This is a genomic window from Actinomadura macrotermitis (genome assembly GCF_009604375.1).
Classification (GTDB): domain Bacteria; phylum Actinomycetota; class Actinomycetes; order Streptosporangiales; family Streptosporangiaceae; genus Spirillospora; species Spirillospora macrotermitis.
This window is the reverse complement of the sequence record NZ_WEGH01000002.1, coordinates 1231144-1243508: the sequence shown is the minus strand read 5'-3', so window position 1 is coordinate 1243508 and position 12365 is coordinate 1231144. Positions and strand designations below refer to the sequence as shown.

Genomic DNA, 12365 nt, shown 5'->3' with positions numbered 1-12365 from the left:
TGGCCTCCTGCTTGCCGGGAGTTCTTGCTTCAGGGGCGGGAGGCGGCTCATCGGGTTGGCGGCTTGGGGAGGCAGTGGGTGTCCGCCATGCCCACGGGGATGTGGAAGCGGCCGTCTCCAGGGTGCTCCAGACAGCAGTGGAGGCAGCCGCTTGTTCTTCTCGACTGCCTGGTGGTTCGGACGTTCGGTTGGTCGATCGTTCATGGGAGAGCTCGCCCGTTGTATTCCAGGTGCCTGCCGGTTCCGGCCAGGTGGTCGCTGGGCTGGGAAGAGTGGGCGGTTCATGTGGACGCTCGTCCTCAGGTGGGGAAGGGCGCGGCTTAGGGGCGCTTGCGGGCCGGGAATCTTCGGCGATTGGCGGTTGGCGCACGGCCGGGCGGCTGGCAAGTGTCGCTATATGGTCGAATTGAGGTTGTTTGGGGCTTTTGGGGGTTGGAATGGGCGCGTGAATGGTGTTTTTGGGGTGATCGGTCGCCGACGGCGGCTCTGCGGGGGATCCGTTTGATGGAAGCGGCTCATCGTTCGTTGAGATGAGGAAGTGGAAGAGTTCGCCGAGGGCGGCCAATGGGGCTTTTGTGGGTTTTTGAGGCGGTCTCGGGGTGGGGGCGGTGCGCAGGGCCGCGGCGATGGCCGGCTCCAGGACCAGCGCCGCGGCGGTGAACGCCTCGTCCGGTGTCCGGCCCGCGGACAGTTCGGCCGCCATTCCGTCGCACAACTCGATGACCGAGCCGCGCCACCGGGCCGGGCGGTTTCTGTGCTCCCGGATCGCGGCCATGCGCGCCGGCACATTGCGGACGATGGCCTGCCACCGGGACGGCGGCCGGCCGATCAGGCGTTGGAGGCGCAGGGTCGCGGGGCCGGGGCCGAACAGCAGCCAGGCCGCCGCCGCGGCACAGACCATGGCCGGCCCGGCGTTCACGGAGCCGCCCAGTGATCGCCCAGGCGGGCCGCCAGCGCGGACGCGCCGGCTTCCGGCAGCAGGTCGCCGGCCGGAGTGAAGGAGACCGCTGAGGCGACCTCGACCAGCCCCTCCCCGGTCCGCTGGAAGACGCCCACTCCGGCGATCCGGCGGCGGCCCCCGCCGGGGTCCCGGACCAGGTGGACGACGACGTCCAGCGCCGCCGCCAACTGGCTGTGCACCGCCTCGCGGCTCAGCCCGGCGGCGCAGGCCAGGGCCTCCAGGCGGGCCGGGACGTCCGCCGTCCGGTTGGCGTGCAGGGTGCCGCAGCCGCCCTCGTGCCCGGTGTTCAACGCCGCCAGCAGATCTCGCACCTCCGGGCCGCGGACCTCGCCCACCACCAGGCGGTCGGGGCGCATGCGCAAGGCCTGGCGGACCAGGTCGTGGAGGGTGACGCCGCCCGCGCCCTCGACGTTGGGCGGACGGGTCTCCAGCCGGACGACATGCGGATGGTCCGGATTCAGCTCGGCCGAGTCCTCGACCAGGACGAGGCGTTCGGCCGGGTCCACCAGGCCGAGGAGCGAGGACAGGAGCGTCGTCTTGCCGGTGCCCGTGCCGCCGGTGATGAGGAAGGCCGCCCGCGCCGCCATGAGGGCCGTGAGGAGTTCCACCGCGGGGGGCGGCACCACTTCCTCAAGGGCGAAGGCGGTGCGGCGGGGCAGCCGCAGCGACAGGCAGGTCCCCCTGGATATGGGCGGCAGGACGGCGTGCAGGCGGATGCCGCCGGGGAGCCGGGCGTCAGCGCAGGGGGACGCGTCGTCCAGGCGGCGCCCGGCGGCGGCGGTGAGACGCTGGGCCAGGCGCCGCAGGGACGCCTCGTCCGGGAACCGGATCGGGGTGCGGGTCAGCCCCGAGCCCGCGTCGACCCAGACCTCGTCCGGCCCGTTGACCAGGACGTCGGTGACCTGGGGCAGGCGCAGCAGCGGCTCCAGCGGGCCGGTGCCGACGAACTCGGCGCGCAGCTCGTCGGTGAGGGCCAGCACCTCGCGGTCGCCGAGCAGGCGTTCCTCGGCGCGCAGTGCGGCGGCCACGCGGCCCGCGGTCGGTTCGCCGCCGGTGCCCGCGAGCCGTCCCCGGACCGCGTCCGACAGCCCGGTCACGCCGCCTCCCGCCGCGGTGCGAGGCCGGCGAGGAGGTGCCCGCACAGGTCGGCGAGCGGCCCTTTGCCGAGGGCGTGGGGCAGTTCGCCTGCGTCCAGGGCGGAGAGCACCCGGCGGTCCTGGTGGAGCACGGCCGCGGGCGTCATCTCCAGCGCCTGGGCGAGGACGTCCGGGGTGAGGCTGCCGGAGGTGGTGACCACCAGGCGGACGTCGGCCGTGGTGAAGGCGCCCTTCAGCGCGCCCACCGCAAGGGTGGCGCGGATCTCGCACGGGACCAGGAGGTAGACGACGTCGGCCTTGCCCAGGCAGGTGCGGGTCAGGTCGGAGGGCTGGCGCGGAATGTCGACGATGGTGAGGTCGTAGCCGCGGACGGCGGCGTCGAGGACCGACCGCACCGGCTCCTCGGGGAGCGAGACCGGCTCGTCGGGGCGCCAGGACAGTACCGACAGGTCGCCGAGGCCGGGCAGCGCCTCGCGGAGCGTGGTGGCCGAGAGGCGGCCCCGCCGGGACGCCAGGTCGGGCCAGCGGGCGCCGGGCTGCTCCTCCAGGCCGAGCACGAGGTCGAGGCCGCCGCCGTAGGGGTCGCCGTCGACCAGCAGGGTGCGCCGGCCCGCGCGGGCCGCGGTGAGCCCGAGCGCCGCCGCCAGGACGCTGCCGCCCACACCGCCGCGGGCTCCGCAGACGCAGACCACGGTCCCCTGCCCGGCCGGCGGCTCGGCGGCCGACGCCAGCCGGTCGATCAGCCAGGGCTCGTGGTCGGGCAGCAGCGCCAGGTCCTGCGCGCCCGCGTGCAGGGCGCGCTGGTGCCCCTCGGCGTCGGACGGGCGGGTGACCAGGACGACGCCGGGCCGCCGGGGCAGGGCGGCGACCTGGTGCGCCATGTCGCCGCCCACCAGGACCAGCGGCGGGGACGACCAGCCGTCCCGGGCCTGGAAGGCGGACCGGACCACCTCGGCCTCGGCGCTCGCGGCGGCCGCGAGCCGCAGCAGGTCGTCGGCGATGGACGGGTCCGAGGTGATGATCAGGGCCGCGACGGTCATCTGAAGTCCTTCCGGAGTCGAGTGACTACAGAATGCGAGCGCGGGGAGTTCCGGGGAAGGTTTTCCGCAACCTGTGGATAACTTCGCGTCGCAGGCCTGCGGGCGCTGTGACCTGGTGTTCGCTGGGTGTGGCCGGCCATCGGCGGAATGCCGCTTGTGTCCGCGCGTGGGCGGAGCGCCGAACAGGGACGTCGCCTGTCGCAGAACGCCACGCGCAATGCCTTGTATCCCACGCGCCACACACGACTGACGCCGGCCGCCGCTAAAGCGGACGGGCGGGTGGCAGGACCTGTCCGGTCCTGCCACCCGCCCGTCCGCGTAAGGGCGACCCCCGCCGGGGGGGAGAGCGGGGGTCGCCTGCCGGTCCGGCTCCGGGGGGGTAGAGCCGGCCCGTTTTCCAAGAAAGTCTCAAGAAGATCGCGCTTAGCGCGGGCGCGCCGGTTCGATCTATAGGGGTTGCAAAGCCACCGTCATCAGTCTAAGCCGATACAACATATGCTGCCTGATCCTCGAGACTTCCGTCGAGCCGCAAGCACATCCGAGGGTGCACGTTTTTTTCACTTGGTTGCGAAGTTGCCCACCTGCGGGCCCTGGCAAGGAGAAAGCGACCGGCTCGGAGGGGGAGCGTAGCGGAGAGGCAAAGATCCGCGAGGGCATGTGGCGAAAAGAGCCCGATCACGGTGAGTGATCAATGCGCGGGCGGCGGAATGGGGCTCTCCGCCCGGATAACGGTGGTCCGGAGAGGAACGGACCCCGGCCGCAGGCACCCTGTCCCAGGGGCCGGTTTTACGAATGCGGGCTTGTCATCTGCGCTTATGAGGCGTAGACAGGTGCTACGGACCAAGTGTCCGAGCACGGCAGCCGGGCACCCACGCGCGACCAGCCGCGGGAGGCGCGTCGAGACGGGCTTGACCCGCTCCGACGAATACAGGTGCACGCTTGGTAACCCGGTTTGACGTGACTGGCGGCGGCGCTCCCTTCGGGGGCGCCGTTCGCTATGCCTCCCGCACCTCCAGGCCGAGCGCGGTGGCCAGCACGACGGCCTGGTAGGGGTCGATCACCGCTTCGCGCAATTGCACGGTGAGCGGGTCGAGCGACGTCAGGTCGCTGCCCCGCAGGTCGCAGCCCGTGAAGTCGGCCTGGTGCAGCATCGCGCCCGACAGGTCGACGCCGCGCAGCGCCGCCCCGGCGCAGCGCGCCCCCGTCAGGTCGGCCTCGCGCAGCCGGACGTCCTCGAACGCGGCGCGGCGCAGGTCGGCGCCCCGCAGGCCGGTGAACGACCAGTCGCCGCCGGAGACCTTCAGCAGGTCGTGGGTGCAGCCGTCGAACACGCTGCCCACCAGCTTGCAGCCGGTGAAGGCGGCGTCGAAGAAGGCGCACCGGACGAAGGTGCAGTTCACGAACGCCGAGTCGGTGTGCACGGAGGCGTTGAACCGGGCGCCGCGGAACGTGCACCCGGTGAACACCGCGCCCGTGCCGGTCGCCTCGGTCATGTCCAGGTCGATGAACTCCACGCCCGTGTGCCGCTCACCGGAGATGTCCCGGGAGTCCCAGTCGGCGGAGCGCACGGTGGTGTCGGTCGGCGGGACGGGGCGTCCATGCGAGCGGTCGGCCATGACCCGCCACGGTACGCGGCGGGTCCGACAGAACCGTCAGCCGCGCATGAACGCTTCGCAGATGGCCTGCGAGTCGCGGGCGGCGGCGGCCGTCGCCGCGGCGCAGTGCCGGACCCAGGCCGCGACGCCCTCGGACGTGCCGGACGCGTAGCCGCGCACGGCCTCGGCGTACTCGCCGGCGAGCTCCAGGTGCCCCACCTCGGGCGCGGCGAGCGACTTGGGGTCTAGGCCGCGCTCGATGAGCGTGAGCCGCTGCGCCGCGCGCGCCACGATCCCGTCGCCCCACCCGAACGGGCGGAGCGTCAGCAGCTCGCCGTGCACGATCGCCGCGACGACGAGCGCGGGCGCCTTGGTCGGGGTGGTGAGCAGCCCCGACAGCATGTCCAGCCGCCCGGCGACCTCGGCCGGGGACGGCGCGTCGCCGAGCTTCAGCGCGTCGGTGGCGGCGTCGCCGTCGCGGGGGCGGCCGAGCAGCGCGCCGTCGACCGCGTCGGCGGCGGCGAGGACGTGCAGCCGCGCCAGCACCTGGCGCGGGGCCTGCCGCCAGGTCTCGGTGAGCGTGCCGAGCTCGGCCGACACCCGCAGCGCGCCCTGCACGAGCGGGTCGGCCGGGTTCTCGGTGGTGCGCAGTTCGTCCAGCGTGACCGTCGCGCCCTCCAGCACGGCCGACGCGCGCGCTCCGCGCAGCGCCGACTCGGTGGAGACCTCGGCGCTGCGGCGCCGCAGGATGCGGTGGCCGAGCAGGCGGTCCACCGCCTTGCGCGCGTCGGCGACGGCGTCGGCGACGCCGGGCAGGTCCGCTACTTGGGCAAGGGCATCGGTCACGGGCCGAACTTTATGCGGTCGGGGGAGGCGTTCGTGCCCCGGGTTCCCGCGCCCGCGGCCCGGGAAGGCCTGCTGTGTCGGGCATCACATAGCATCTGGAGCGCCCGGCACCCCCTGCCAGAGTCGTCAGGGAACGCTTGCCCACCGGGGGGATCCCCTGGTGGAGTGGGCTTTCCGGGAGTCTCTTTCGGTTAGCGAGGAGTACCTATGAGCGAGAAGAGCCACGAGACGCTGTCGAATCTCCTACAGGAGAAGCGTCGTTTCCCCCCGCCGGCCGACCTCGCCGAATCCGCGAACGTCACCGCGGAGGCCTACGACGCCGCCGCGGCCGACCGGCTCGCCTTCTGGGCCGAGCAGGCGGAGCGCCTGTCGTGGTCCAAGCCCTGGGACGAGGTGCTGGACTGGAGCAACCCCCCGTTCGCCAAGTGGTTCGTCGGCGGCGAGCTGAACGTCGCCTACAACTGCGTCGACCGGCATGTGGAGGCCGGCCGCGGCGACCGCGTCGCCTACCACTGGGAGGGCGAGCCCGGCGACACCCGCACCCTCACCTACGCCGATCTGCAGCGCGAGGTCAACAAGGCCGCGAACGCGCTGCTGGAGCTCGGGGTGCGCAAGGGCGACCGGGTCGCCATCTACCTGCCGATGATCCCCGAGCTGCCGATCTCGATGCTGGCGTGCGCGCGGATCGGCGCGACCCACTCGGTGGTGTTCGGCGGCTTCTCGGCCGAGGCGCTGCGCACCCGCATCGACGACGCGCAGGCCAGGCTGGTCATCACCGCCGACGGCGGCTACCGGCGCGGCAAGCCGTCCGCGCTGAAGCCGACCGTCGACGAGGCGGTCGCCGCGGCCGGGAGCGTGGAGCGGGTGCTGGTGGTGCGCCGCACCGGCGCCGAGGTCGACGCGCAGGAGCGCGACGTGTGGTGGCACGACGTCGTCGACCGGCAGAGCGACGAGCACGAGGCGCAGCCGCACGACGCCGAGCACCCGCTGTACATCCTCTACACCTCCGGGACGACGGGGAAGCCGAAGGGCATCCTGCACACCTCCGGCGGCTACCTCGCCCAGACGGCCTACACCCACCACGCGGTGTTCGACCTGAAGCCCGAGACCGACGTCTACTGGTGCTCGGCCGACATCGGCTGGGTGACCGGGCACTCCTACATCGTGTACGGGCCGCTCGCCAACGGCGCGACCAGCGTCATGTACGAGGGCACGCCCGACACCCCGCACCAGGGCCGCTGGTGGGAGATCATCGCCAAGTACAAGGTGACGGTCTTCTACACGGCGCCGACCGCGATCCGCACGTTCATGAAGTGGGGCGACGACATCCCGGCCCGCTTCGACCTGTCGTCGCTGCGGGTGCTCGGCAGCGTGGGCGAGCCGATCAACCCCGAGGCCTACGTCTGGTACCGGGAGAACATCGGCGCCGGCAAGACCCCGGTGGTCGACACCTGGTGGCAGACCGAGACCGGCGCCATCATGATCAGCCCGCTGCCGGGGGTGACCGCGGGCAAGCCGGGCGCGGCGATGCGGCCGCTGCCGGGCATCGACGCCGACGTCGTCGACGACACCGGCACCCCGGTGCCGGACGGCGGCGGCGGGTTCCTGGTGGTGAAGTCGCCGTGGCCGTCGATGCTGCGCACCATCTGGGGCGACGACGAGCGCTACGTCAAGACCTACTGGTCGCGGTTCCCGGGCATGTACTTCGCGGGCGACGGCGCCAAGAAGGACGAGGACGGCGACTTCTGGCTGCTCGGCCGGGTCGACGACGTGATGCTGGTGTCGGGCCACAACATCTCCACCACCGAGGTGGAGTCGGCGCTGGTGTCGCACCCCAAGGTCGCCGAGGCGGCGGTCGTCGGCGCGACCGACCCGGTGACCGGGCAGGCCATCGTGGCGTTCGTCATCCCGCGCGGCAGCGCCGGCGCGGAGGTGGAGGGCGACGAGTTCGCCAAGGAGCTGCGCGACCACGTCGCCCGCTCGCTCGGCCCGATCGCCAAGCCCCGCCAGATCATGATCGTGCCGGAGCTGCCCAAGACCCGGTCCGGGAAGATCATGCGGCGGCTGCTGAAGGACGTGGCCGAGAACCGCAGCATCGGCGACGTCACCACGCTGGCCGACAGCACGGTGATGGACCTGATCTCGCAGAAGCTCCCGGGCACCAAGTCCGAGGACTGACCCGGCCGTGCGGGGCCCGCCCGGATTCCGGGCGGGCCCCGCACGCGCTTAGGGGGTGATCATCCGGGTACGCTCCTGGACAGGTGTGCCGGGAAGTCTGGTCGGCGTGGGGTGGCCCGTCCCGGTTCGGGGGTGGGCGACGCCCTGACCCGTTCGCCTGCCTTCCGGGGGATTCATGCCGCGTCCTACTGCCAGCTGGCCGTTCCGGCCGACCGCCCGCTACAGCCGCAACCTGGCCGAGGCGCTGCGCACCGAGACGGTCGGCGGCATCATCATGCTGGCCGCCACCATCGCCGCGCTGATCTGGGCGAACACCCCCTGGTCCGATGCTTACGAGCGGCTGCGGTCCTACGAGATCAGCCCGGAGTGGCTGCACCTCGAGCACATGGACCTGCAGCACTGGGCGTCGGGCGGACTGCTCGCGCTCTTCTTCTTCATGGCAGGGCTGGAACTGCGCGAGGAGCTCACGCACGGCGAGTTGCGCGATCCGCGTGATGCAGCGCTGCCGGTGATCGCGGCGGTGTCGGGCGTGGTGTTCCCCGCGCTGGTCTTCCTGATGGTGAGCGCAGGCGTGGACGGCGCGCTGCGGGGCTGGGCGGTGCCGACGGCCACCGACATCGCGTTCGCGCTGGCGGTGCTGGCGGTGACGTTCTCCTCCTGCCCGGCGCCGCTGCGGGCGTTCCTGCTGACGCTCGCGGTGGTGGACGACCTCATCGCCATCACCATCATCGCGCTGTTCTACAGCGGCTCGCTGAACCTGCTGCCGCTGCTGGCGGGCGTCGCGCTGATCGCGGTCTACGGCGTCCTGCAGGCCCGGGGCGTGCGCTCCCCCTGGATCTACGCGCCGGTCGCGCTGCTCGCCTGGTACTGCGTGCAGCGCAGCGGCATCCACGCGACCGTCGCCGGGGTGGCGCTCGGCATGCTGACCTCCAGCCGGGAGCCGCCGGACGGCCGGCCGACCAACGCCGAGCGCGCCGACCATGTGCTGCGGCCCTTCTCGGCCGGGTTCGCGGTGCCGGTGTTCGCGTTCCTGTCGGCGGGCGTCGCGCTCGGCGGGGCCGCGCTCACCGGGGTGCTGCAGGACCGGGTGGCCCTGGGCGTGATCGCCGGACTGGTGATCGGTAAGTTCGTGGGCGTCCTCGGCGGTGCCTGGACGGCCGTCCGGCTCGGCCTGGCCACGCTCGGGGAGGAACTGCGCTGGCGGGAGATCGCGGGGGTCGCGATGCTCGCCGGGGTCGGTTTCACCGTTTCCTTGTTGATCGGCGGTTTGGCCTATCCCGACCCCGCACAATTCGAGAGAGTGACGACAGCGGTCCTGATCGCGAGTGTTCTCGCTTCAGCGGCTGCGGCCGTCACCTTCCGGAGGAGGGTGCGTGAGCGCGCGCGCGAGGACGCGACGAACTGAGCGCGAGCCGCCTCCGGTGCGGTGGTGGTGGTGACACCGGGTGGCCAGGCGAACCGCCCGGCTGCCAGGCTGAGGGCCGGTCCTGGAGCCGGGTCCCTGGAAGGAGAAAGCGATATGTCCGAGGCACTACCGGGCGACCGCGTCGAGGACAAGTCCCTCGGCGAACTGGTCGCGCTGGCGTCCAGCAGCGTGTCCGAGCTGGTCAGGGCGGAGATCGACCTGGCCAAGATGGAGCTGAAGGGCGACGCCAAGAAGGCCGCGCTCGGCGGCGCGATGTTCAGCGTCGCCGCGCTGATCGGCGGCCTGATCGTCATCCTGCTGTCGATCGCGGCCGCCTACGGCCTGGTCGCGCTCGGCGTGTGGCACTGGGCGGCGTTCCTCATCGTGGCGGGCGTCTACCTGGTGCTGGCCGCCGTGCTGATCGCGATCGGCTACTGGCGGGTCCGCAAGATCGAGGGGGCCAGGCGCACCCGCAAGACGCTCAAGGACGACTTCACCATGCTGCGCAAGCGCGGCGACTCGGACGCCCCCGCGCTGACGGACTGACCGGGTGGCCGGGTACGACGCGTCCGCCGTCGAGATCGACGGGCCCTGGACGCATCGCACGGTCAGCGCCGGCGGCACCCGGTTCCATCTCGCCGAAGCCGGGGAGGGGCCGCTGGTGCTGCTGCTGCACGGCTTCCCCGAGTTCTGGTGGTCGTGGCACAACCAGCTCGTCTCGCTGGCCGAGGCGGGCTACCGGGCGGTGGCGGTCGACCTGCGCGGCTACGGCGGCAGCGACAAGCCGCGCCGCGGCTACGACCTCATGACGGGCGCCGCGGACGCGGCCGGGCTCGTGCGCGCGCTCGGGGAGGCCAACGCCATCGTCGTCGGGCACGACTGGGGCGGCCTGGTGGCGTGGACGATGGCCGTCTACCACCCGAAGGTCGTGCAGCGCATCGCCGTCGTCTCCGCGCCGCACCCCCTGCGGCTGCGGCAGGCCCTGCGCGGCGACCCGCTCGGGCAGGGCTGGGCGGCCCGGCACGCCCTGGGCTTCCAGGTGCCGATGTGGCCCGAGCGGCGGCTGGTCCGCGACGACGCGTCGCTGGTCGGCCGGCTGCTGCACTCCTGGTCCGGGCCGGGCTGGCCGGACGCGGGGACCGAGCGGGCCGTCCGGCGCGCCGCGCAGGTCCCCGGGGTGGCGCACTGCGCGCTGGAGTACCACCGGTGGCTGCTGCGCTCGCGGCCGCGCCCGGACGGCATCCGCTACGCGCAGCGCATGCGCGGGCAGATCCGGGTGCCGACCCTCCAGCTGCACGGCGCGCTGGACCGCTTCACGCTGCCGGTGAGCGCGCAGGGCTCGGGCCGCTATGTGTCCGCGCCGTACCGGTGGAAGCTCATCGAGGGCGCCGGGCACTTCCCGCACCAGGAGCGGCCGCAGGCGTTCGACGCCCAGCTCACCCGCTGGCTCTCCGACCCCGAGCCCGAGCTGTGACGCGCGACCGCGACCGCGACGAGAGCGGCCGGGCCCGCAACGCCCGCCCGCGCGACGCCTACGGCCGCCCGCTGCCGCACGGCGCGCCAGGCGTCCCGACGATGCCCGACGAGCTGACCCTGACGCCCGCCGAAGGCGTGGCCGAGGCGCAGCGGCTGCTGGACGACGACCGTCCCTTCCACGCCCACGAGGTACTGGAGGCGGTCTGGAAGGCCGCGCCGGAACCCGAGCGCGAGCTGTGGCGGGGCCTCGCGCAGGTCGCCGTCGGCATCACGCATCTGCGGCGCGGCAACGAGCGCGGCGCGCGCGCTCTGCTGGACCGCGCGGCCGAGCGGCTGGAGCCGTACGCGGACGACCCGCCCTACGGTGTCGACGTCGCGGGCGTCATCCGCGCAGCGCGCGCGCTGCGCGACGAGCCGGATCCCGCCGGGACCGTCCGGCTGACACCCGCCGGGTAGTCCGGACAACCGCCGGGCAGCCGGCCGGCCGCGAACCGGTAGCAGCGACCGCAGGGCCGCCGCGGGTCAGTCCGAGCAGTCGCCGGTGTCGACCGGCATGGTCGAGGTGGCGCCCGCGCGCGCGTCCGGCGCGACCTCCTCGGCGGTGAGCGCGTAGCCGGTGGAGTCGGCGTCCAGCGCCGCCGCGAAGATCACGCCGTAGACGCGGCCGTCGGAGGACAGCAGCGGGCCGCCGGAGTTGCCCGGCTCGACCTTGCCGCGCAGCGCGTAGATCTCCCGGCTGACCATGCCGCTGTGGTAGATGTCCTGGCCGCGCGCGGTCTGCCGGGCGCGGATGCGGGCGGCCAGCGCGGTGAACGGGTGGTTCTTGGGGAACCCGGCGATGATCGCGTCGTCGCGCACCCGGGCCGGCCCGGCGAACTTCAGCGCGGGCGCCTTCAGGCCCGGCACGTGCAGGATCGCCACGTCGCGCTTGGGGTCGTACAGCACGACCCGGCCCTTGTCGCGGGCGCCGCTCAGCGAGGCGACGATGGACGCGCCGCGCGCGCCCGCCACCACGTGCGCGTTGGTCATGACGCGCTCGGGCGCGAAGACGAACCCGGTGCCCTCGATGCGGCGCTGGCAGCGCGGCGCGGTGCTGACGATCTTGACGATGCTCTTCTTGGCCGCGAGCAGCCGCTCGGTGTTCAAGATCGCGTCGTTGGGCGGCGGCACCTCGGTGAACGACTCGCCGCCGAGGCCGTTGAAGACCTGCGGGAACTCGCTGTTGCGGACGAAGCCGCGGAAGGAGTTGAACCAGTTCTGCGCCTGCATGGGCATCATGCCGTTGATGCCCTTGATGATGGAGGAGGAGCGCACCTGGGTGCGCACCGGCTTGATGTCGGAGGTCGCCACCAGCGACCCGAAGAACCAGGCGACGGTCAGCAGCGACAGCGCGCTCACCACCGCGCCGCCCGCGGCGTCCGCCGACCGCGCGTTCATCCCGGTCACCCGGTTGCGCAGCACCGCGCCGAGCGAGGACGCGATGAGCTGGCCGAGGGTCGCGGCCAGGAACGCCACCACGATCGCCAGCAGCGCCTGCTGCGCGGCGCCGCTCACCGTCGCCTCGGCGATCGGCGGCGCGATGAGCACCCCGATGACACCACCGCCGACGAAACCCCCGAAGCTCAGCAGGCTCACGATGAACCCCTGCCGGTAACCCGAGACGGCGAACAGCACGACGAGCACGAGGAGGATGAGGTCGAGAAGGTGGTCGCCCAGCACCGCTTCACCGTATAGCCCGGGACGCCCTGTTCACGTCCCCTCGCCGGA

At 72.9% G+C, this 12365-nt stretch carries 10 protein-coding genes; 5 read left to right on the top strand and 5 right to left on the bottom strand.

What is annotated here, in order from left to right:
• Window positions 1–915 precede the first annotated feature (915 nt).
• The 4 genes from ACRB68_RS17690 to ACRB68_RS17675 form a co-directional block, all read right to left on the bottom strand.
• Complete coding sequence (locus tag ACRB68_RS17690) at window positions 916–2058, bottom strand: TadA family conjugal transfer-associated ATPase (protein WP_328594352.1); 1143 nt, start codon at window positions 2056–2058, stop codon at window positions 916–918.
• On the bottom strand, window positions 2055–3098 hold the full coding sequence (gene ssd, locus ACRB68_RS17685; RefSeq protein ID WP_153533536.1) for a septum site-determining protein Ssd: 1044 nt from the start codon (window positions 3096–3098) through the stop codon (window positions 2055–2057). The genes ACRB68_RS17690 and ssd overlap by 4 nt, the downstream gene beginning before the upstream one ends.
• Before the next feature lie 995 nt (window positions 3099–4093).
• Complete coding sequence (locus ACRB68_RS17680; RefSeq protein WP_153533534.1) at window positions 4094–4714, bottom strand: pentapeptide repeat-containing protein; 621 nt, start codon at window positions 4712–4714, stop codon at window positions 4094–4096.
• Between the two features lie 36 nt (window positions 4715–4750).
• The gene (locus tag ACRB68_RS17675; RefSeq protein ID WP_328594350.1) at window positions 4751–5539 is read right to left on the bottom strand and encodes a Fic family protein; all 789 of its coding nucleotides are present in this window, start codon (window positions 5537–5539) and stop codon (window positions 4751–4753) included.
• A 207-nt stretch (window positions 5540–5746) separates the two neighbouring features.
• Here ACRB68_RS17675 and acs point away from each other — a divergent pair, with 207 nt between their 5' ends.
• The 5 genes from acs (at window position 5747) to ACRB68_RS17650 (ending at window position 11054) form a co-directional block, all read left to right on the top strand.
• Entirely contained in the window at window positions 5747–7717 is a 1971-nt protein-coding gene (gene acs, locus ACRB68_RS17670) for an acetate--CoA ligase (protein WP_153533532.1), read from the top strand.
• A 175-nt stretch (window positions 7718–7892) separates the two neighbouring features.
• Window positions 7893–9122, top strand: coding sequence for a Na+/H+ antiporter NhaA (nhaA, locus tag ACRB68_RS17665; RefSeq protein WP_153533530.1), 1230 nt, complete (start codon window positions 7893–7895; stop codon window positions 9120–9122).
• Between the two features lie 114 nt (window positions 9123–9236).
• Complete coding sequence (locus tag ACRB68_RS17660; protein ID WP_153533528.1) at window positions 9237–9668, top strand: phage holin family protein; 432 nt, start codon at window positions 9237–9239, stop codon at window positions 9666–9668.
• A gap of 4 nt (window positions 9669–9672) precedes the next feature.
• Window positions 9673–10596 (top strand): alpha/beta fold hydrolase, encoded by a 924-nt coding sequence (locus tag ACRB68_RS17655; protein ID WP_328594349.1) that lies wholly within the window; start codon window positions 9673–9675, stop codon window positions 10594–10596.
• A complete protein-coding gene (locus ACRB68_RS17650) occupies window positions 10593–11054 on the top strand; it encodes a DUF309 domain-containing protein (protein ID WP_328594348.1) in 462 nt (153 codons plus the stop codon). Before ACRB68_RS17655 ends, ACRB68_RS17650 begins: the two co-directional genes overlap by 4 nt.
• A 66-nt stretch (window positions 11055–11120) precedes the next feature.
• On the opposite strand, the gene ACRB68_RS17645 is transcribed toward ACRB68_RS17650, so the two are convergent.
• Window positions 11121–12317 carry a MarP family serine protease gene (locus tag ACRB68_RS17645; RefSeq protein ID WP_328594346.1) on the bottom strand — a complete coding sequence of 399 codons (1197 nt, stop codon included), beginning with the start codon at window positions 12315–12317 and terminating at the stop codon, window positions 11121–11123.
• Window positions 12318–12365: the final 48 nt, after the last annotated feature.

What these genes read in the sequence shown, in the direction of transcription:
- nhaA (WP_153533530.1), top strand. Translation starts at nt 7,893, where the DNA reads ATGCCGCGTCCTACTGCCAGCTGGCCGTTCCGGCCGACCGCCCGCTAC.
- acs (WP_153533532.1), top strand. Translation starts at nt 5,747, where the DNA reads ATGAGCGAGAAGAGCCACGAGACGCTGTCGAATCTCCTACAGGAGAAG.
- ACRB68_RS17680 (WP_153533534.1), bottom strand. Translation starts at nt 4,714, where the DNA reads ATGGCCGACCGCTCGCATGGACGCCCCGTCCCGCCGACCGACACCACC.
- ssd (WP_153533536.1), bottom strand. Translation starts at nt 3,098, where the DNA reads ATGACCGTCGCGGCCCTGATCATCACCTCGGACCCGTCCATCGCCGAC.
- ACRB68_RS17660 (WP_153533528.1), top strand. Translation starts at nt 9,237, where the DNA reads ATGTCCGAGGCACTACCGGGCGACCGCGTCGAGGACAAGTCCCTCGGC.